The organism is Glutamicibacter sp. NPDC087673 (genome assembly GCF_044743255.1).
Classification (GTDB): Bacteria; Actinomycetota; Actinomycetes; order Actinomycetales; family Micrococcaceae; genus Glutamicibacter.
This window is the reverse complement of record NZ_JBIUWB010000003.1, coordinates 291,355-312,055: the sequence shown is the minus strand read 5'-3', so window position 1 is coordinate 312,055 and position 20,701 is coordinate 291,355. Positions and strand designations below refer to the sequence as shown.

At 57.9% G+C, this 20,701-nt stretch carries 19 protein-coding genes; 12 read left to right on the top strand and 7 right to left on the bottom strand.

The annotated features are described in order from the left end of the window. Positions 1 to 245: 245 nt before the first annotated feature. The 4 genes from leuA to ACIOTL_RS09000 are packed head-to-tail and all read left to right on the top strand — an operon-like array spanning position 246 to position 4,309. On the top strand, positions 246 to 1,985 hold the full coding sequence (gene leuA, locus ACIOTL_RS09015; RefSeq protein ID WP_388022054.1) for a 2-isopropylmalate synthase: 1,740 nt from the start codon (positions 246 to 248) through the stop codon (positions 1,983 to 1,985). After that, complete coding sequence (locus ACIOTL_RS09010; RefSeq protein ID WP_105661282.1) at positions 1,871 to 2,707, top strand: serine O-acetyltransferase; 837 nt, start codon at positions 1,871 to 1,873, stop codon at positions 2,705 to 2,707. Before leuA ends, ACIOTL_RS09010 begins: the two co-directional genes overlap by 115 nt. A gap of 49 nt (positions 2,708 to 2,756) precedes the next feature. After that, entirely contained in the window at positions 2,757 to 3,506 is a 750-nt protein-coding gene (gene recO / locus ACIOTL_RS09005) for a DNA repair protein RecO (RefSeq protein WP_105661281.1), read from the top strand. After that, positions 3,503 to 4,309: an isoprenyl transferase gene (locus tag ACIOTL_RS09000; RefSeq protein ID WP_388022052.1), complete on the top strand. Its 807-nt coding sequence runs from the start codon at positions 3,503 to 3,505 to the stop codon at positions 4,307 to 4,309. The genes recO and ACIOTL_RS09000 overlap by 4 nt, the downstream gene beginning before the upstream one ends. On the opposite strand, the gene ACIOTL_RS08995 is transcribed toward ACIOTL_RS09000, so the two are convergent. Beyond that, the gene (locus tag ACIOTL_RS08995; protein WP_388022050.1) at positions 4,306 to 5,370 is read right to left on the bottom strand and encodes an alpha/beta hydrolase; all 1,065 of its coding nucleotides are present in this window, start codon (positions 5,368 to 5,370) and stop codon (positions 4,306 to 4,308) included. The genes ACIOTL_RS09000 and ACIOTL_RS08995 overlap by 4 nt on opposite strands. A gap of 42 nt (positions 5,371 to 5,412) precedes the next feature. Here ACIOTL_RS08995 and ACIOTL_RS08990 point away from each other — a divergent pair, with 42 nt between their 5' ends. Beyond that, positions 5,413 to 6,477: a quinone-dependent dihydroorotate dehydrogenase gene (locus tag ACIOTL_RS08990; protein WP_105661278.1), complete on the top strand. Its 1,065-nt coding sequence runs from the start codon at positions 5,413 to 5,415 to the stop codon at positions 6,475 to 6,477. 403 nt (positions 6,478 to 6,880) lie between these two features. Here ACIOTL_RS08990 and ACIOTL_RS08985 read toward each other — a convergent pair whose 3' ends face one another. Next, positions 6,881 to 7,474 (bottom strand): DUF3043 domain-containing protein, encoded by a 594-nt coding sequence (locus tag ACIOTL_RS08985; protein WP_105658342.1) that lies wholly within the window; start codon positions 7,472 to 7,474, stop codon positions 6,881 to 6,883. 69 nt (positions 7,475 to 7,543) lie between these two features. On the opposite strand from ACIOTL_RS08985, the gene ACIOTL_RS08980 reads away from it, so the two are divergent. The 6 genes from ACIOTL_RS08980 to ACIOTL_RS08955 all read left to right on the top strand — a co-directional run bounded on the left by ACIOTL_RS08980 (position 7,544) and on the right by ACIOTL_RS08955 (position 13,579). After that, positions 7,544 to 8,953 (top strand): M20/M25/M40 family metallo-hydrolase, encoded by a 1,410-nt coding sequence (locus ACIOTL_RS08980; protein WP_388022047.1) that lies wholly within the window; start codon positions 7,544 to 7,546, stop codon positions 8,951 to 8,953. A 134-nt stretch (positions 8,954 to 9,087) separates the two neighbouring features. Beyond that, the gene (locus ACIOTL_RS08975; RefSeq protein ID WP_105658344.1) at positions 9,088 to 9,462 is read left to right on the top strand and encodes an iron-sulfur cluster assembly accessory protein; all 375 of its coding nucleotides are present in this window, start codon (positions 9,088 to 9,090) and stop codon (positions 9,460 to 9,462) included. A 172-nt stretch (positions 9,463 to 9,634) separates the two neighbouring features. Further along, positions 9,635 to 10,558 carry a cytochrome c oxidase subunit II gene (gene coxB, locus ACIOTL_RS08970; RefSeq protein ID WP_286134304.1) on the top strand — a complete coding sequence of 308 codons (924 nt, stop codon included), beginning with the start codon at positions 9,635 to 9,637 and terminating at the stop codon, positions 10,556 to 10,558. 2 nt (positions 10,559 to 10,560) lie between these two features. Next, complete coding sequence (gene ctaD, locus ACIOTL_RS08965) at positions 10,561 to 12,279, top strand: cytochrome c oxidase subunit I (protein WP_105658346.1); 1,719 nt, start codon at positions 10,561 to 10,563, stop codon at positions 12,277 to 12,279. Between the two features lie 2 nt (positions 12,280 to 12,281). Next, a complete protein-coding gene (locus tag ACIOTL_RS08960) occupies positions 12,282 to 12,683 on the top strand; it encodes a cytochrome c oxidase subunit 4 (RefSeq protein ID WP_105658347.1) in 402 nt (133 codons plus the stop codon). 113 nt (positions 12,684 to 12,796) lie between these two features. Further along, positions 12,797 to 13,579, top strand: coding sequence for a GntR family transcriptional regulator (locus ACIOTL_RS08955; RefSeq protein WP_133833362.1), 783 nt, complete (start codon positions 12,797 to 12,799; stop codon positions 13,577 to 13,579). A 1,058-nt stretch (positions 13,580 to 14,637) separates the two neighbouring features. Here ACIOTL_RS08955 and ACIOTL_RS08950 read toward each other — a convergent pair. The 4 genes from ACIOTL_RS08950 to ACIOTL_RS08935 form a co-directional block, all read right to left on the bottom strand. Then, positions 14,638 to 16,308 (bottom strand): ubiquinol-cytochrome c reductase cytochrome b subunit, encoded by a 1,671-nt coding sequence (locus ACIOTL_RS08950; RefSeq protein WP_133833363.1) that lies wholly within the window; start codon positions 16,306 to 16,308, stop codon positions 14,638 to 14,640. 2 nt (positions 16,309 to 16,310) lie between these two features. Next, positions 16,311 to 17,360 (bottom strand): ubiquinol-cytochrome c reductase iron-sulfur subunit, encoded by a 1,050-nt coding sequence (locus tag ACIOTL_RS08945; RefSeq protein WP_105658351.1) that lies wholly within the window; start codon positions 17,358 to 17,360, stop codon positions 16,311 to 16,313. A gap of 71 nt (positions 17,361 to 17,431) precedes the next feature. Beyond that, entirely contained in the window at positions 17,432 to 18,226 is a 795-nt protein-coding gene (locus tag ACIOTL_RS08940; RefSeq protein ID WP_105658352.1) for a cytochrome c, read from the bottom strand. 76 nt (positions 18,227 to 18,302) lie between these two features. Continuing rightward, on the bottom strand, positions 18,303 to 18,941 hold the full coding sequence (locus ACIOTL_RS08935; protein ID WP_105658353.1) for a heme-copper oxidase subunit III: 639 nt from the start codon (positions 18,939 to 18,941) through the stop codon (positions 18,303 to 18,305). 286 nt (positions 18,942 to 19,227) lie between these two features. Between ACIOTL_RS08935 and trpD the strand changes: the two genes are divergently transcribed. Beyond that, entirely contained in the window at positions 19,228 to 20,295 is a 1,068-nt protein-coding gene (trpD, locus tag ACIOTL_RS08930; protein ID WP_133833364.1) for an anthranilate phosphoribosyltransferase, read from the top strand. 85 nt (positions 20,296 to 20,380) lie between these two features. On the opposite strand, the gene ACIOTL_RS08925 is transcribed toward trpD, so the two are convergent. Then, on the bottom strand, positions 20,381 to 20,662 hold the full coding sequence (locus ACIOTL_RS08925) for an Lrp/AsnC family transcriptional regulator (RefSeq protein ID WP_105658354.1): 282 nt from the start codon (positions 20,660 to 20,662) through the stop codon (positions 20,381 to 20,383). Positions 20,663 to 20,701: the final 39 nt, after the last annotated feature.

Below are 20,701 nucleotides of genomic sequence, written 5' to 3'. Positions count from 1 at the left end.
GGCATCCTGTCCGCTGCCTTGCGCAAGGCGGACGTCCACTATGTGACACGCAAGTGACATAAGTTTCACTTGCCTCCAAAGCGCGGTGCTATGCTCATCTCGTGCATTTCGAGCTTCTACTACTACTTAGCCGCTGCGAGGATCCAAAGGACCGCTAGTGGTCTACAGGCCGACCCCTCGTCGCGGAGTAGCTCTTGTCTGGCCCCACAAACTAAGCACTAATTTTGTCTAGGGGACCCACAGAAATGCAGAACATGCAGAAATCTTCGAACATGCCAATCCACAAGTATGTTCCATTCCAGGATCAGATCGAGGTCAATCTGCCCGATCGCACCTGGCCCGACAAGTACATCACCAAGGCCCCGCGCTGGTGCGCGGTCGACCTGCGAGATGGCAACCAGGCGCTGATCGATCCGATGAGCCCGGAGCGCAAGCACAAGATGTTCGACCTGCTGGTCGAAATGGGCTTCAAGGAAATCGAGGTCGGCTTCCCGTCGGCTTCGCAGACCGACTTCGACTTTGTCCGCCAGCTGATCGAGCGCGGCATTCCCGATGACGTGACCATCCAGGTGCTCACCCAGTCCCGCGAGCACCTGATCGAGCGCACCTACGAAGCGCTGGAGGGCGCCAAGCAGGCCATCGTCCACCTGTACAACTCCACCTCGATCCTGCAGCGCGAAGTCGTCTTCCGCCAGGACGAAGACGGCATCGTGGACATCGCCGTCCAGGGCGCCCGGTTGTGCAAGAAGTACGAAGAGCAGCTGACCGGCACCAAGATCACCTACGAGTACTCGCCAGAGTCCTACACCGGGACCGAGCTGGCCTTCGCCAAGCGCATTTCCGAGGCCGTAGCCGAGGTGCTGGAAGCGACCCCGGAAAACAAGATGATCCTGAACCTGCCGGCCACGGTGGAAATGGCTAGCCCGAACGTGTACGCCGACTCCATCGAGTGGATGCACCGCAACCTGGCCAACCGCGACTCGATCATTCTCTCGCTGCACCCGCACAACGACCGCGGCACCGGAGTGGCCGCGGCAGAACTGGGCTACCTGGCCGGCGCCGACCGCATCGAAGGCTGCCTGTTCGGCAACGGCGAACGCACCGGCAACGTCGACCTGGTGACCTTGGGCATGAACATGTTCGGCCAGGGCATCGACCCGCAGATCGATTTCTCGGACATGGACCACATCCGCCGCACCGTCGAGTACTGCAACCAGCTGCCAGTGGCTGAACGCAGCCCGTACGGCGGAGATCTGGTCTTCACTGCCTTCTCCGGTTCGCACCAGGACGCAATCAAGAAGGGCCTGGAAGCGATGGAAGCCAAGGCTTCGGCTGAAGGCAAGGACATCAACGACCTGGTCTGGGCTGTTCCTTACCTGCCGATCGACCCGAAGGACATCGGCCGTTCCTACGAGGCCGTGATCCGCGTGAACTCGCAGTCCGGCAAGGGCGGGGTTGCTTACCTGCTGAAGAACGACTACAACTTGGACCTGCCGCGCCGCGCGCAGATCGAGTTCTCCGGGGTCATCCAGCGCAAGACCGATACCGAGGGCGGCGAGATCTCCTCGCAGCGCATCTGGGACGTTTTCCAGGATGAGTACCTGCCGGTCAGCGAAGATTCGGGCATGAACCCCTGGGGCTACTACCAGATTGCTTCGGCGACCGCGGCTTCGGCGGAGGACGGAAGCTTCCGCCTGGATACCAAGCTGATCATCGACGGCGTGGCCCATGAGCGCAGCGCCCAGGGTAACGGTCCGGTCTCCGCGCTGGTCAAGCTGCTCAACGATGATGGCGTGGATCTGCGCGTGCTGGACTACTCCGAGCACGCCATGAGCGAAGGTGGCAACGCCCGTGCAGCCGCATTCGTCGAATGCGCCGTGGGCGATCGCATCCTGTGGGGCATTGGCCTGGACACCAATACCAACATTGCAGCACTGAAGGCCGTAGTTTCGGCCGTCAACCGCGCGATCCGCGACAGCAAGTAGGTCTGCGGCACCACCTTGTTGCTAGCTCAACGCCACGGCCAGCCTCACCACGCTGGCCGTGGCGTTTTGCCTTCCATATACTGCCAGGGCGGCTGGCAAGCAAGCGCCGACGAGGAAAGGGAAGAGCTTTGCCCCGTTTCATGGATGAAATCCGCGCGGTCATTGCGGGCGATCCGGCAGCACAAGGACTATTGGCCACGGCAACTACTTCAACGGGCTTGCACGCGATCTGGATGCATCGGGTTACTCACCAGCTGTGGCAGCGCAAGACAACCAGGGGTCTGTCGAAAATCATCAGGCTCATTGCCCGATCATTGACGCAAATCGACATCCATCCCTCTGCTGTTTTTGGCAGTCCCGTTCTCATCGATCACGGCACTGGTGTCGTTATCGGGCCTAATACGGTAATTGGATCCAGAACTTTGATTTACCAGGGGGCCACTATCGCGGCAGCCGGGTCTGCCGGTCCAGCTACAACCGTCATCGGCAGCGACTGCATGATTGGATCCGGTGCCACGGTATTGCGTGGCGTGCAAGTAGGTAGCCGGTGCAATATAGGAGCGAATGCCGTGGTCGCTACTGACCTGCCTGATAACTGCGTCGCTGTCGGTGTTCCCGCTCAATTCAAGTCGAGAGACACCTTGAACCCCTTTTCCTCGGGCCCGGTAGATGCCGGGTTGCTCCTGCAGCTACCGCGCCCAGGGACGAATCGACACCCATAGGAATCGTTGGATTCAGAACTTTGGGAGTTGAAGTGGGAGAATATTGTCCGTGTCCAGATCAGGTTTCGCTTCCAAGAGCTACCACACCCGTGGTTTGGTCTTGCGTACCCACAAGCTGGGAGAAGCCGATCGCATCATCACCCTGCTGACACCCAATGGGATTGTCCGTGCGGTGGCGAAGGGCGTACGCCGCACGTCGTCGCGGATGGGCGCCACGCTGGAACCGTTCATGGAAGTCGACGCGCTTCTGGTGATGGGCCGCAATCTCGATATCGTCTCGCAGGCACAGCTTCGAAATCCATACGGCCAATTGCTGGTCATGGATTACCCGAGCTACACGGTGGCCAACGCCATGTCGGAGATCGCTGAAAAACTGCTGGAAACAGAAAGCGATTCAGCCCTCCAGCAATATCAGCTCTTTCACGGTGCGATCGCCCTGTTATCCAAGCAGCGAGTCGATTCCGGAGCCGTGCTGGACTCCTACATCTTGCGGGCCCTCTCGGTTGCTGGTTGGGCGCCGTCCTTTACCGACTGCGTGCGCTGCGGCAAGCCTGGCCCGCATCAAGCGCTCCACGTCCAGCTTGGCGGCGTCGTCTGCCCCGAATGCCGCCCCTCTGGATCGTTATCGCCGCACCCCGTCACCATTGAATATCTGCAGGCGCTGCTGGAAGGCGACTGGTCCACCGTGGCAGAAGCAGGACCTCGAGCGCGCAAGCAAGCAGCAGATATCGTGGCCAACTACTTGCAGTGGCACCTTGAGCGTGCCGTGAATTCCCTACGTCTTGTGGAGAGAAATTGAAGAAGCTTCCTAAGATCACCGGCCGCCAAGGCCCCGTTGCTCCTTATGCGCATCCGGATAATCCGCAGATGCCCGCCATTCCGCAGGAACTCATCCCTGAACACGTAGCTATCGTCATGGATGGCAATGGACGTTGGGCGAACCAGCGGGGATTGCCTCGTACCGAGGGGCACCGTGCAGGCGAAGCAGCTTTGCTTGATGTGGTGGCCGGAGCCGTGGAGCTGGGCGTCAAGTACGTCTCTGTCTACGCGTTCTCAACCGAGAACTGGAAGCGCAGCCCTGAGGAAGTGCGCTTCCTGATGGGCTTCTCACGTGATGTTCTGCGCCGCCAACGCGATACGTTGAACTCATGGGGCGTCCGCATACGCTGGTCGGGGCGAGAACCCAAGCTATGGAAATCGGTTATCAATGAACTCAAGGAAGCCGAAGAACTCACCAAAGACAACCTGGGTTGCCAGCTGACCATGTGCGTGAACTACGGCGGGCGCGCAGAACTAGGCGACGCTGTCAGCGCGATTGCCCAGGATGTTGCAGCCGGCAGGCTTCGCGCTAGCTCGGTTGGCGAAAAGACTATCGCCAAATACCTGCATGCTCCCGAACTGCCAGATGTGGATCTTTTCCTCCGAACCAGTGGCGAGCAACGCACAAGCAACTTCCTGCTCTGGCAGTCGGCATACGCAGAGATGGTCTTCCTCGACCAGCTTTGGCCGGATGTCGACCGGCGAACGCTCTTTACCGCCGTAGAAGAATATGCCAAACGCGATCGCCGTTACGGCGGAGCTATCGACAAGCCACAGACCTAGGACGTTTTCAGCGCTGTTCCCACCAAGCGCAACCAGAGGCTTAGGTCTCGATATGCTGCGGATCTGGCGGGCTCAGCGGAGGTGAATACATCGTGCATTGCGCCCGGAATTTCGGACAAGGTAACGAAACTGCCTAGTTTCAACGCCCGCAAGCGCGTTTGCTGAACGTCGAGTACCGAATCGCAGTGCTGCATGTCAGGGGAGTAGCTCGTGCCGATATGGGTGCGATCCGAGGTGAGGACGAAGATCGGCTGTTGAAGTTTCAGCCCCTTCGCAACTAGGGCATGGCCATCAAATATCGTTTTCAGCCATCCCGCGGTGTTCGGAAAAGCGATCCGTGGTCGCCATAACCGATGAACGTCCCACTGGCCATGGCTACCAGTACTTAACGATTGCCAGTAATGATCGAATTCTGGTCCGTTGAGCTTCCTGCGCGGATTCGTGCGGGTGATCGCTTCCATAAGGCCGTGAAAAGGAATGCGCAGGAACGCCGTTCCCTGAAACTCAAGCCATGGAGCATTCAGGACCAGAGCTTTAATGCCCGGCGCTTGGCGCGCAAGCCACAAGGTCAGGATCAAGCCGCCCGTCGAGTGCCCTTGGGCAACCACCGGTAATTGAGGATGCTCATTACGCAGCAGTTCCAAGCTCGCATTGAGCTCCTCATCGAAGTCCGCCAAGTCATCGACATAACCAGGCAAAGCATGTTCGGCTCTCAGACTGCGTCCATGCCTGCGTAGATCAAGTGCGTAGAAGTGGTATCCATGGTGATGCCAGAAAGCTGCCAGTTCGCGGTTGTAAAAATAATCGCTCCAGCCATGCACGCTCAGAACAATTCCCTGGGCTCGTCGTCCGAGCCGATTCCTGAATCCAGCCGGGCAATAGCGGACCAAGGTCGCGACGGCCGGTCCTTCCGCATCGACGCCGAAATCCAAGGTTTGGTGCTCAAAATCAGGCCCGAGGGGATCTTCGACCCATTGCCCCGGCCTAGTTGAAGACATAAAGTCTGGCCAACTGCTGCTTTCTGGAACAACGAAGTGCTTCATATCTTGAATACTACCCATCTCAAGTTGTCTGTTTCGGGTTCTTCACGGGAAAATGGTTCCATGCGCATATACCCACTGGTCTTCAAACACGTGTTCACCAAGATGGATCCTGAACAGGCTCACCATTTTGCATTCAACGCGATCAAGATTGCGCAACGCGCAGGGCTCACTAAGGCAGCTCGCAAGTTCTTCGCTCCGGCACCCAAGCTGAAGCGCACCGTTATGGGCATCGACTTCCCATCCCCATTCGGATTGGCTGCTGGCTTCGACAAGGGCGCCACCGGAATCCTGGCGTTGAGCGATATCGGTTTCGGCCATGTTGAAATCGGAACCGTCACCGGACAGGCCCAGTCCGGCAACCCGCAACCGCGGCTCTTCCGCTTGGTTGAGGACCGCGCGGTAATCAACCGGATGGGCTTCAACAACGAAGGCGCCGAAACTGTCGCTGCCCGTGTCGCCAGTTCTCGCCAAGAGCTCAAGACTGGTTACGCTGGAACCCGCCCGGTCATCGGCGTGAATATCGGCAAGACCAAGGTTGTAGAGCTGGAAGACGCGGTAGGGGATTACCTGGCGTCCACCCGCCAGCTGGCGATCCACGCAGATTACCTGGTCGTCAATGTTTCGAGCCCCAACACCCCGGGTCTGCGCCTGCTCCAGAGCGTTGACTCTCTTCGTCCGCTGCTTTCGGAAGTCGGCCAGTTGGCTGACAAGGTTGCCGGCCGCCATATTCCCTTGCTGGTCAAGATTGCTCCCGATCTTAGCGATGAGGATGTCGCTGACGTTGCACGCTTGGCCATGGAACTTGAACTCGACGGCATTATTGCCACCAATACGACCATCGGTCGCGAGAACTTGACCAGCGATGCGTCCAAGGTTGAAGAGATTGGCGCCGGCGGGCTATCTGGCGCTCCGCTCAAGCAGCGATCGCTTGAAGTTCTTCGCCAGTTGCGTGCACTTGTTCCGGCCGAGATGGCTCTGATCGCCGTCGGCGGCGTGGAAAATGCCGCGGATGTGAAGGAACGCCTGGACGCAGGCGCGGACCTGGTACAGGGTTACACCGCATTCCTCTACGAGGGTCCGTTCTGGGCACGTTCGATCAATAAGGACCTGGAGCACATGCTCTAGTTCTTTGGAGTGGAATTTCCCAAATGCTCCGGAATGGCTCCGATTCTCGAAGAATCGGAGCCATTCCGTGTTAACCGGGCCCATCTTCTGCGTACGTCATGCCTGCAACAGCTTTGAACGCAACTTGGATCAGGAGACTAGGCAAGGGCAGCCGCGCTAGGGGAGAAGGTGGCAATAACGGTTGCCGACCGGGATGAATCCTTGTATCGGAGCCAACAAGGCCGCATGCTGCGAGCACGGACAGGATTGGCAGAAATGCGTCGCGGCAACGATATTCCTATCGCAGAATTTGCATCACCTTGTAGTTGGCTCCACAAATTTTGAACATTGTTATTCAACCAAGCAATTAACTAGAAAGGGGCAAGCTCAGCGAGCTTGCCCCTTTGCGGTCTAGCGGTATCGACTAGTCGATATTTGCGCCGCGCTTGACCTGTGGCTTTGGCAGGCGCAATTTGCGGAACTGCATTCCACGCATTGCCGCGTACATGCGTACGCCCTTTTCCATGTGGCCGAACTTGGCGACCAGGCGCTTCTTCAAGAGGATGGTCGTCACAATTGCTTCGATGATGATCAGTGCGATAACAACCCAGAGGGCTGCCTGCACAAACATCTGGATCTGCAGGTTGCGCTGGAACACCAGCGAGACAACCAAGAAGGCCAGGATGATGAACATCATGAACTCGCCGAACATCCAGCGAGAGTCAATGAAGTTACGGGTGTAGCGCTTCTGCTCACCCTTGTCGCGTGGCATCAGGTAGCGTTCATCGCCAGTTTCGTTGGCTAAGCGCAAACGATTCTGCGCTTCAACACGCTGTTGACGCTGGGCTTCCTTAGCGGCCTTGCGATCGGTAGGAACCAACGGGCGCTGACGGTTCGCCTGCTGCGCATTGCGCTTGGGCGTTGGACCAGTCTTGCGGCCGTCGGTTGTTTCCGGGGCCTGCTGGGCAGACTCCACATTTACGGGGGATTGAGGTTCATCCTTCTTACGTCCAAACACCCCTCTATTCTAGCCGGAAATAGTTAGCGGCGTGACATTCGATACGCGAGGAATTGCTAGGCTGAAGGCATGACCGAAAATACTACCGTCGACGCTGTTGCAAGCGGCGTCGATATTGCCGCGCTAAAAAGCCACATCGACACGAACTTCGAGAAGATCCTCGAAGAGCTCACTTCCCTGGTCGCGATCCCGAGCATCGCATGGGAATCCTTCGACCCGCAGAACCTGGAAAAATCGGCTGCGGCAGTGGCCGAATTGGCCAAGTCGGCCGGGATGGAGACCGTGGAAATCCTGCGCGAGCCTGCGCAGAACGGCGCTATGGGCGCGCCTGCCGTGGTAGCCCAGCGCAAGGCGGCACCCGGAAAGCCAACCGTGCTCCTGTACGCACACCACGACGTCCAGCCTCCTGGCAACGCGGCGGACTGGAACACCCCGGTATTCGAAGCCACGAAGGTAGGGGACAGGCTGTTCGGCCGCGGTGCCGCTGACGACAAGGCCGGCATCATGGTCCACATCGCGGCGATGCGCGCCGTGCTGGACCTCATTGGCGATTTCGGCGTCGGCGTAACCTACTTCTTCGAGGGGGAGGAAGAAGCAGGATCCCCATCATTCCGCAACTTCCTCGAAGCCCATCAGGACAAGTTGGCAGCAGATGTGATCGTAGTTGCCGACTCGTCCAACTGGTCGGTTGGAACCCCAGCACTGACCAGCTCGCTGCGCGGCATGTGCGCAGCGGAGATCACCGTTCGCTCGTTGAACCATGCAGTTCACTCGGGCATGTTTGGCGGACCAGTTCTCGATGGCCCGATCCTCGCCGCCAAGTTGATCTCCAGCTTCCACAACGAAGACGGTTCTGTTGCCTTTGCCGGCCTGGTTGCCAACGACATCGCTGAAGTCGACTTCGACGAAGCCGAATTCCGCAGGGACTCCGGCGTTCTGGAATCCTTCCAGCTTGCCGGCACCGGCAAGATCACCGACCGCTTGTGGAATAAACCAGCACTGAGCGTGATTGGAATGGATATCCCGAGTGTCGACCACTCGTCGAATACCTTGCTGCCGGCAACGCGTTTCAAGGTATCGATGCGCCTGGCCCCAGGGCAGAATCCTGCAGATGCGCTCAAGGCCCTTGAGGCACACGTCAAAAGCGTTGACCTTCGCGGCGCCGAGGTTGAATTTGTCGCCACCGAAGCAGGCAACGCCTACAAGGCGAACCTGGACGCTTCGGCAAATGACACTGCGCGCTGGGCGCTTGAACAAGCTTGGGGCGTTGTACCAGTAAATATGGGCCTGGGTGGATCAATTCCATTCATCGCAGATTTGCTGGAAGTTTTCCCGAAGGCGCAGATCCTGGTGACCGGTGTCGAGGATCCCGATTCGCGTGCGCACTCGGCCAACGAGTCGCTGCATCTAGGCGACTTCCAGCACGCAATTGAGGCTGAAGCCCTCATGCTGGCGAGGATCAACGCCAAGGGACTATGAACCGTGTCATACGGAGAGACGCAGGGGAAGAATTCTTCAGCGTAGCGACGTAGGATAGAAGCAAGAACAGAGGTGCCGGTTCCAGTAACAAATCTGGAGCTTGGTGCCGCATCGAGCAGTATGGGAGGAAAATCATGACTGCATCTGTTGACCAGACCAAGGGCGATCCAACTGAGGTGCCAACCCATGAGGTAGAGATTTCCGACGTGGCGGCGGACAAGGTTCGCTCGCTTCTGGAACAGGAAGGCCGGGATGATCTTCGTCTCCGCATCGCCGTGCAGCCAGGTGGCTGCTCGGGCCTTATCTACCAGCTTTACTTCGATGAGCGCATGCTCGACGGCGACGCGGTACGCAACTTCGATGGCGTTGAGGTCATCGTTGACAAGATGAGCGTCCCGTACCTCGCTGGCGCGTCCATTGATTTCGAGGACACCATCTCGAAGCAGGGCTTCACCATCGACAACCCGGCCGCATCGGGTTCCTGCGCCTGTGGAGATTCCTTCCACTAGGCCGTAGGGAACAAACGCCGCTGTTCAAACGTTGAAGAAATTTCTCGTTAGCACAGCGGCGTTTTTCGGCATTCTGACCCCAAAGAGGGTAAGCTCTACATTAAGTAGTAAAACTATGTTTCCCTTCGTGAGCCACCTCACCGTGCAACTCGTTTAAACCACGAGGTGACTTATGAAGACCACATTCTGCACCAACAAAGAGGAAGGGCCGTCTGTGAGTTCGCAAGACCGAACCGGCAGTCGCGGGTCCGCTAAAGCCAAAGTACTGGCTTTAGTCGGCACTGGCGCATTGCTGTTGACGGGATGTACAGCGGAGGCAAAACGCGGTTGGCTCCCAAACGTGGAGCGCGACACCACCAACCACACCGGGGCAATCCAGGATTTCTGGGTTAACTCGTGGATCGCTGTTATTGTCGTCGGCGTATTGACCTGGGGATTGATGCTCTGGTGCGTCATCGCCTACCGCCGCCGCAAGAACGATACGGGTTACCCGCGTCAGCTGAGCTACAACCTGCCATTGGAGATCTTCTACACGGCCATTCCTTTGGTCCTTGTTCTAGTCTTCTTTAGCTTCAACAACACCCTGGAAAAGCAGATCAACGCCCCTGTTGATTCTGAGGTCGTAGTCGACGTCCGAGCCAAGCAATGGTCGTGGGACTTCAACTACAGCTACCAGGGCACCGAGAAGTATTACGCCGGCGAACAGGCTCACCTGAACACCGATGGCTCGGAAGGCGTTCGCGAAGAACTGCCAACCTTGTACCTGCCAGCGGGCAAGTCGGTAACCCTTGAGCTGAATAGCCGCGATGTCATCCACTCCTTCTGGGTACCAGCCTTCTTGCAGAAGCTGGACATGATCCCAGGCAAGACCAACTACATCTACCTGACTCCACAGGTTGAAGGCAGCTACGACGGAAAGTGCGCCGAGCTTTGCGGCGAGTACCACTCCGAGATGCTCTTCAACGTCGAGGTTGTCAATGAGTCCGAGTTCAAGGCTCAGCTGGCAAAGATGGAAGATGGACACATTGGTGAAGAGTACGACCGTAAGCCAGATGTTGTTAACGGCGTCGTAGTAGAGCACGGGGAAGGAGAGTAATCATGACAACGTTTGAATATGCAACTGACGACGTGAAGTCGATTGCTCCAGCCGTAGTGCCGAAGTCCAAGGGTCGTCTGTTCGTCGACTACATTACTTCGACCGACCACAAGAAGATCGGGTACATGTACCTGATCAGCTCGTTCATCCTGTTCTGTGTCGGTGGCGTTATGGCGCTGCTGATTCGTGCAGAGCTGTTCGAACCAGGCATGCAGATCCTGCAGACCAAGGAACAGTACAACCAGCTGTTCACCATGCACGGCACTGTCATGCTCTTGATGTTCGCAACCCCGCTGTTCGCAGGTTTCGCCAACGTCATGATGCCCCTGCAGATCGGTTCCCCGGATGTGGCCTTCCCACGTCTGAATGCATTGGCTTTCTGGTTCTTCTCGCTGGGCTCGCTGATCGCTCTGGCCGGCTACCTCACCCCCCAGGGTGCAGCTAGCTTCGGTTGGTTCGCTTACGCTCCGCTGTCGAACACCACCTTCTCGCCAGGAATCGGCGGAGACCTCTGGGTCTTCGGCCTTGCACTGTCGGGCTTCGGTACCATCCTTGGCGCCGTCAACTTCATCACCACGATCATCTGCCTGCGTGCACCTGGCATGACCATGTGGCGCATGTCGATCTTCTCGTGGAACACCTTGATCACCTCGTTGCTGGTCCTGATGGCTTTCCCGCCACTGGCAGCTGCGCTGTTCGCACTGGGTGCAGACCGCCGCTTCGGTGCCCACATCTTCGACCCAGAGAATGGCGGTGCCGTACTATGGCAGCACCTGTTCTGGTTCTTCGGGCACCCTGAGGTCTACATCATTGCTTTGCCGTTCTTCGGCATCGTCTCCGAGATCTTCCCAGTGTTCTCCCGCAAGCCGATCTTCGGCTACAAGGGCCTGGTCTTCGCGACCATCTCGATTGCTGCACTGTCGGTTTCCGTGTGGGCACACCACATGTACGTCACTGGCTCGGTAATGCTGCCGTTCTTCGGCTTCATGACCATGCTGATCGCAGTTCCAACCGGTGTGAAGTTCTTCAACTGGATCGGAACCCTGTGGCGCGGCTCGATCACCTTCGAAACCCCAATGCTCTGGAGCATGGGCTTCATGATCACCTTCCTGTTCGGCGGTCTGACCGGTATTATCCTGTCGGCTCCGTCGCTGGACTTCCACGTATCGGATACCTACTTCGTTGTGGCTCACTTCCACTACGTAGTCTTCGGTACCGTTGTGTTCGCGATGTTCGCTGGCTTCTACTTCTGGTGGCCGAAGTGGACCGGCAAGATGCTCAACGAGCGTCTTGGCAAGATCCACTTCTGGTTGCTGTTCATCGGCTTCCACGGCACCTTCCTGATCCAGCACTGGCTGGGCGTTATGGGCATGCCACGTCGCTACGCCGACTACATGCCTGAAGATGGCTTCACCACCATGAACCAGGTTTCGACCGTCTTCGCATTCATTCTGGGTGCGTCGATGATTCCATTCTTCTGGAACGTGTGGGTAACCCACCGAAACGCCAAGAAGGTCGAAGTAGATGATCCATGGGGCTTCGGCGCATCGCTGGAATGGGCAACTTCTTGCCCTCCACCACGCCACAACTTCCACTCGATCCCTCGCATCCGTTCCGAGCGTCCGGCACTGGATCTGCACCACCCGGAACTGAGTGGACGGGTAACCCCCGAAACTCCGGTTGCGAAGATCTTCGGCTCGGCTGACCAGAAGGACGTGTAACGATGAAAGTTGAATCCTGGATTTTCCTGGGTGGCGTCTTCTTCTTCACCCCAGTAGCGATTGTCTACGGTTACATGACCAACTGGAGCGAATGGGTCGGATTCCTGGCATTGCTGATGCTGGTCGCATTGTCCGCGATGGTAGGTGGCTACTTGCTATTCACCGCTAAGCGCGTTGGCAACAGGCCCGAGGACCGCGTGGATGGCGAAATCCACGAGAACGCCGGCGATATCGGAATGTTCTCCCCATGGAGCTGGTGGCCACTGGTCCTGGCTTCGGCTGCAGCGATTGGCTTCCTTGGCCTCGCTGTGGGCTGGTGGGTCTTCTTCATCGGCGCCGGTTTGGCCGTCGTTGGCGTGACCGGCTGGGTTTACGAATACAGCCGTGGCGATCACGCTCACTAGGCAGTAACCCTGACGGGACGACAAGCAATTTTGCTTGTCGTCCCGTTAGTCTTTTAATAGGGGTTCCTCGATGGCGATAGGCCGTCAGGCTATTTGGATCAAGGAGAAGCAGCATGCGCCACGCACCGCAGCCACATGTCCAGGCGCACCTTGATCCGGCCAGCCGGCAAAGTAAGTACCGGCAAATCCGAGAGATTCTCAAGACCCATGCGCGCGAGGCCTGCAAACCCGGCTACAAGCTTCCGCCCGAACGCGTGCTGGCAGAGCACTTCGGCGTGGCCCGCAAGACCATCCGCCAAGCCATCGATGCCTTGGTGGATGAACAAGTGCTCAAACGCGTGGTGGGAATCGGCACATTCGTCGTGCCCGAAAAATTGGACCTTCGTGTCCGCCTGCATTCCTACTCCGAAGATATGATGCGCCGCGGCATGGTTCCCGATGCCCATGTACTCGAATTCGCGGAGATCAAAGCCAGCGCCACCTTGGCTTCGCAGCTGATGGTGGAGGAGGGTACTGCCGTAGTCCAGTTCAAGCGCCTGCTGCTGGCCGATGGCACCCCCATGAGCCTGGACGAGAACTATATGCCTGCCGATCTCGTGCCTGGCTTTGTGGATGGCGATCCGCCGTCAAAGCTCTATCAGGCATTGCACGAGCGCTATGGCATCTTGCTCGAATGGGGTGAGGACCAGGTGGAAAGCACTGCGGCGAGCAAGCGGCAAGCCGTGCTCCTGGGCGTAGAACCAGGCTTCCCGCTCCTGCAGATCACCCGGTATGCCTACATCGGCGATCGGCTAGCCGACTACTCGGTCTCGCTCTACCGCTCAGACCGCTACAAGCTCTTCGTGCCGTTGCAGCGAGTGGGCACACGCACGCCTCGCTACACCGATACTTTCTAGGCCTGGCCTGGCCAGGCGGCCGGCTGCTTCGATTTCAACGGGCAAGTACCAGGCAAACCCGTCAACCATGCCCAAGGATGCCATATCTGCCGTTCAAAATGGTTCCGGGCATCAACTACTGAATAAGCACTCCCGCAGCCTGGTCCGCCGGTATGGAGCTATAGCAGGAACTAGCAGGTCTCCCGCACACGGAAGAAGATCGCGGCGCAAGCTCAAAGCCGCTTCAAGGCAGCAGGACATGGAATGTCGACGGAAGTTGAAAAGTGGACACTCCAGCCGCCCTGTCCAGTGGGAAACCAGCCACACTGGTGCGATAGGCCGTAGCGAAGATCCAATATATCCCTAGATCACACAGTCTTGTTTGCAGCGTGATTCTGCCATCCGGTCGATGCGTCCAGAGTTATTCCGTCATCCAATTCAAACGATTCTGAAGCAGGACTGGAGGTCATGGTGCCTGCCGGGCATTCTTTCTGGCAGGGGAGCAGCCTTTGGAAGAGCGCTCTGGATATCGGCTCGGCCATGCCGAGCGCCAAAACGGGAGTCTGAACTGCTGCATTCGAAGTCTTGGCGAACGTGATTGCGGAACTGAGCTCGTCCCCAGTCTGGAGGGCCTTCGCTGGAAAGACGAATGCACTGAGCAGCTCTCCGCTCCGGTTCGGCCCGGGACGACACCGGGCAGCTGCGCCAGTCGCAACTGGCATTGGCGTGCAGCATTCGATTCCAGCCAATCCAGAATGGCTGCACTGCAGGCCGGCAGTAGCATACAGCCCCGAACGGCATTTCTGACTGAAGTGCCAAACAGGATGGCCAATTCTTCTCCGCACTGGGGAGCGCAGCTCGATACGCGGCTAGGGGAGCAGGAACGGACTTTCCACCCTGAGCACCCGGCAGTGCCAGATGGCGTTCTCAGCCACTGGAATTTCGATGGGCGTCCACCATGCGTCTTCGGAGCGCTCACCGGCGCTAGGCTCACTGGGCCCCCTGGGAAAGCCGGGTTAACGAAAGGAGGGACACACCTTGCGGTGTGTCCCTCCTTTTGTGACTAACTCAGGTCGCTATTACTTGGCGATCGAGTCCTGCGTGTCACCCTCAACCTCATGGTGGCCGTGGGCTGCATGAGCAGCTTCCAGCTCCGATGGGGTTACCGGGGCGACGCGATCTTCGAAGAAGAACTTCGAGATTGCTGCACGACGCTTCTCCGAACCGGAGACGTGTCCTGCTGCGTCAGGCTGAGCCGGGATGTACTTGCGATCAACGTAGTTGGTCAGCAGGTAACGCTTGTAGACGTCGACTTCCTCGTGCTTCTCCGAGAAGCCGCCCTCAGGCGACATCTGGATGATGCCAGCTTCACGGCCGTGCAGGACGATCTCGCGATCCTTGCGCTGCAGCGACAGGCAGATACGGCGAGTCAACCAGAAGGCGAAGATTGGGCCCAGGAAGAACAGCGTACGCAGCCAGTAGGTGACATCGTTCAGCGACACGTGGAAGTGGGTCGCGATCAAGTCCGAGGAAGCAGCAGCCCACATGACGCAGTAGAAGACTACGCCGGCAGCGCCCACTGCGGTTCGGAATGGAGCGTTGCGTGGACGGTCGAGCAGGTGGTGCTCACGGTTGTCCTTGGTGATCCAGCGTTCGATCCACGGCCATGCGAACATCACTGCGAACAGTGCGCCTGCAGGAACCAGTGCTGGCAGCAGTACCGACATCACCAGGGTGTTATCGCCCCATGGGAATGGAATGATCCATTCGAAGCTGAAGTTGCCCAGGTAACCTGGCATCAAGCGCAGCGCGCCATCGACGAAACCGATGTACCAGTCCGGCTGGGTACCAGCCGAAACAGGGGATGGGTCATATGGACCGTAGTTCCATACCGGGTTGATCTGGAACAGGCCAGCAATGAATGCCACGATGCCGAAGACGATGAAGAAGAATCCACCGGCCTTGGCTGCGTATACCGGACCAACAGGGAAGCCAACAACGTTGTCGTTGGTGCGGCCTGGGCCAGGGTACTGGGTGTGCTTGTGGGTCACGACCATGAACAGGTGCACAACGATCAGCAAGATGATGACCGCAGGAACAATCATGATGTGCAACGAGTACAGTCGCGGAATCACGGTATCGCCAGGGAACTCGCCGCCGAAGAAGAACATCGACAGGTAGGTGCCGACGATCGGCAGTGCCTTCATGACGCCATCGATAATGCGCAGGCCGTTGCCGGACAGCAGATCATCTGGCAGGGAGTAGCCGGTGAAGCCGGCAGCAAGACCCATGATCAGCAGCACGCCGCCGACAACCCAGTTCAGTTCACGTGGGCGACGGAATGCGCCGGTGAAGAATACGCGCAGCATGTGCACGGACAGGGAAGCGACGAACAGCAGTGCCGACCAGTGGTGTACCTGTCGCATGAACAGGCCGCCGCGCACGTCGAAGGAGATATCCATGGTCGAGGCCATAGCCGTCGACATGCCGATACCCTTCATCGGTACGTACGAGCCGTCGTAGACGACGTGAGCCATCGACGGATCGAAGAAGAAGGTCAGGAAGGTGCCCGAGAGCAGCAGCAGTACGAAGGTGTACATTGCCACTTCGCCGAACATGAACGACCAGTGGTCCGGGAAGATCTTGCGACCGAATTCCTTGACCATGCCCGAAGCGCCGACGCGGGAATCCACGAAGTTGGCGATGCGACCGGTAGCGGTCGATGCCTGGTATTCGTTAGTCGTCGTCATGATTAACCACGCTCCCAGTAGGACGGGCCAACTGGTTCGTGGAAGTCACTCTGAGCTACCAGGTAGCCCTCGGAGTCCACGGTAATTGGCAGCTGTGGCAGTGCGTGGCCAGCTGGGCCGAAGATGACCTTGCATTCCTGCGTCAGGTCGAAGGTCGACTGGTGGCAAGGGCACAGCAAGTGGTGGGTGTGCTGCTCGTACAGAGCAATCGGGCAACCCACGTGGGTGCAAATCTTGGAGTATGCGACGATGCCGTCGACGTTCCAGGTTTCGCGTCCCTCGGAGATCTGCATTTCTGCTGGATCCATGCGCATCAGCAGAACGACGGCCTTGGCCTTTTCGTTCAGCGGGTGCTCGGTCTCGTTGAGGCCTTCTGGGATCACGTGGAATGCGGAACCGATCTGCACATCCGAAGCCTTGATCGGGGTACCAGATGGGTCGCGGGTCAGACGGATGCCCTTGTCCCACATGGTGTGGCGCAGGGAATCGATCATCTCGTTCGCGGTGTTACCGGTGCGATCCAGGTCGCGGAACATGAAGATTGCTGGGATTGGCGCCAAGGCGATGGCACCGATCAGGGTATTGCGGATCAGCGGACGACGCTTGATGCCGGACTCTTCGAGCACGGTATCGATGATTTCGACGGCATCCTGGCGATCTTCTTCCGAGCGGATCTCGTGGCGCATTTCCATGAGCTCGTGATCCGGCATCAGGGTCTTGGCCCAGTGAACAATACCCACACCGATACCGAGCATCGCGAAAGCGGTGCCCAGTCCCAGTGCAGCGTTCTGCACACGCAGTTCAGCGAAGGTCATCTCGCCCAGGTGGCCCAGGACGAAGTAGGCCACGAAGAAGAAGAGCGTGCCGATGATGGAGATGGTAAATAGGAGCGCTACTTGACGCTCATGTCGCTTGGCTGCGCGCGGATCGCGGTCTGCGAGACGCGGACGATGGGGTGGTAAGCCCGGATCTGGGAATCGATCCTGAGCTACATCGTCAGCCTTAGCAACGGTGCCCGAGTTTTCGGGACTGCCGTGACTATGGTCGCCCATGTTTCTCTCTCATCCTTCTGTTAGGAATTTATGTACGTAGTGATGGTTACGGCCGAGGCCGCGGGTTTGCCTTAGGAAGGACGCGAGGTCAACCAAATGGTGAAGGCAATGATGATACCCAGACCTGCGGTCCAGGTGAACAGGCCTTCAGCAACTGGACCCAGGGAGCCCAGGGCTGCACCGCCAGCGGAACCATTTGCTTCAATGGTCTTCAGGAAGGTGATAACGTCACGCTTCTCTTCTGGGGTGATGTTCGAGTCGTTGAACACTGGCATGTTCTGTGGGCCGGTAGCCATCGCTTCGTAGATGTGCTTCTCGGATACACCGGTCAGGGTTGGTGCGAACTTGCCGCGGGTCAACGCGCCACCGGCAGCAGCCGCGTTGTGGCACATTGCGCAGTTCACACGGAAGACGGTGCCACCGTGGGCGGCGTCGCCCTGGGTGGTATCCAAGTATTCCTCATCAGGGATCGCTGGGCCTGCACCCAGGCTTGCAACATACGCTGCCAGCTGGGAGATCTGCTCGTCGTCGAACTGTACTGGCTTGACCTGGGCCTGCGGGCCCTGCATCTGCATCGGCATACGGCCGGTGCCGACCTGGAAGTCAACAGAAGCCGCGCCAACGCCGATCAGCGATGGACCGGAGTCAGAGCCTTCGGCATTCATGCCGTGGCAAGTAGCGCAGTTGGCGACGAAAAGCTTCTGACCTTCTTCTACATCGGCCTGCGATGCAGAAGTGGTCTCAGCTGCCTTCGCTTCGCTGATGTTACCGGCTGCAGTGTAAAGACTGCCGGTAATCAGCAATCCGAACAGAAGCAGGGCCACAGCGGCGAGCGGGTGGCGGCGCTTTTTCGAAAGAGCCTTCACTTGCTGGTTCCTCACTTAGTTTCTTTGGTGTGGTGTTGCCGTACTTCTTGTTGAGGCAACTAATGAATTTAAGTTGCTACTTCAAGAAGTAGATGATCGCGAACAGGGCGATCCAAACAACGTCAACGAAGTGCCAGTAGTAGGACACGACGATGGAGCCGGTTGCTTCGAAGTGACCAAACTTCTTAGCCAGCATCGCACGACCAATGATCAGCAAGAATGCAATCAGACCACCAGCGACGTGAATGCCGTGGAAGCCGGTCGTAATGTAGAAGGCCGAAGCGTAGGAGTTCGAGTCGAATGCCACGCCCTCGCTAACGAGGACAGCGTATTCGTAGGCCTGAACCGAAACGAAGATCGCGCCAAGGATGAAGGTAAGAATGAACCATTCAATCATTCCCCATTCCTTGAAGTTGAAAAGCCCACCGGAACGGCGAGGCTTGAATTCTTCGGCACGGAACACGCCTAGCTGGCACGAGAACGAGCTGGACACCAGGATGATGGTGTTAACCAGCGCGAACGGTACGTTGAGCTTGGCAGTTTCAGTCGCCCATAGTTCGGGCGCGGCAGCCCGGAGGCTGAAGTACATGGCGAAGAGGGCGGCGAAGAACATGAGCTCGCTGGAGAGCCACACCATCGTTCCCACCGACACCATGTTTGGGCGGTTCGGCGCATGTGGCGCCGTCGTATTTGGGGCATGAGTCGCAGTTGTCACACTGACATTATGTCTCTAAATGCCCCTCAGATACCAATGCAAAAGCGGGTTGGCAGAGGTTTGTTGCGCCACATCTTGGCAACATCCGCGGAAACATGCGGAAGTACAGAGAAAACTCTTTCTACAATTCGTAGAGCTTCGTCCGGCGAGTCTCACGAAACAATCATTTATGCAACGAAAGTGTTTCGTATTTAACCCCAGAAACTAGGCATTTTTAGCGACCTGAGCCACATCATCTAACGACATGAATTGGGTAGCGCCCCGGTGTCTGGATAGGCTTTCCCATGTGTCAACGAGCCTTGTAAACGAAAAGTTCCCGACGTGGCCAGATCTATTGGCCACCCTGATCAACGGTGGCGATCTCAGCCGCGAACAGGCCGCTTGGGCAATGAATGAGATCATGTCCGGCGAGGCGAGCGACGTTCAGATTGCCGGGTTCCTGGTTGCACTGCGATCCAAGGGTGAGACCGTGGCCGAATTGACCGGCTTGGTGGACTCCATGGTCGCCAATGCGCGCCCTTTGACCATCGATGCACAAACTTTGGACATTGTTGGGACCGGTGGCGATCGCCAGAACACCGTCAACATCTCAACGATGGCCACACTGGTGTGCGCTGGCGCCGGCGTGAGCATAGTTAAACACGGCAACCGCGCATCCTCTTCGTCCTCGGGTTCCGCCGACGTGCTTGAAGCATTGGGCGTCCGCCTGGAGGTACCAATCGAGCGCCTTGTAGAGGTGTACGACAAGGTTGGGATTGCGTTCTGCTTCGCCAACGTCTTCCATCCCTCGATGCGCCACGTTGCCGGAGCACGCCGTCAATTGCGCATACCAACCGCTTTCAACTTCATGGGCCCCTTGACCAATCCCGCATTGCCCAGCGCATCCGCCATCGGCTGCTCCGACATGGTCATGGCACCAATCATGGCGGGCGTTCTTGCAAGCCGTGGCGTGCGTGGGCTGGTCTTCCGCGGGGATGACGGACTGGATGAACTAACCACCACTACAGCTAACCGCGTCTGGGAAGTGCGCAACGGCACGGTCTCCGAGTTCACGTTCGATGCCCGGGACGTGGGATTTGCCCGTGCGACGCTTAATGATCTGCGCGGTGGAGATGCACTACATAACGCAGGGGTTGTACGAGATGTCATCTCGGGGAGTCCCGGACCCGTTAGAGATGCGGTCCTCCTGAACGCGGCTGCCGGAATGGTGGCTTACAGCGATACTGCTGAAGGCAGTTTCGAAGACCGCATGCGGGCGGCGATTGGGAAAGCAGCGCATTCCATCGATTCCGGTGCGGCGAAGGCGACCTTGGAAGCCTGGTCCTCAACGACCCAGGCGATCGTAGGCGCGTAGCACCGTCAGATGCCAACAAAGCCGGTCTTTGGTTCGCGATTTTACAATCGCTGAACCGAAGGCCGGCTTTGTTCTTGAAAAGTCCTTAGTCGCCTAGGCCTAGGGAAAAAGCTGCTTCAAGATCATGTTCCGAATATGCGCGGAATGCAATGTGGGTCTGGGTGCCGCGGATGCCTGGAATCTTGGAAAGCTTATTGGCAATGACTTCGGCAAGGTCCTCGTGCTTGTTGACTCGTGCAATTGCAATCAAGTCCCAGTCGCCTGCTACGGAATAGACTTCGCTGATGCCCGAGATTGCGGAGATCTGCTTAGCGCATTCAGGGATACTGTCCGTTGCAGTCTGGATCATGACGAATGCGGTGACCATCACTGTGCCTTTCGGTTCTAACTTGTCGCCTGCCAGGAG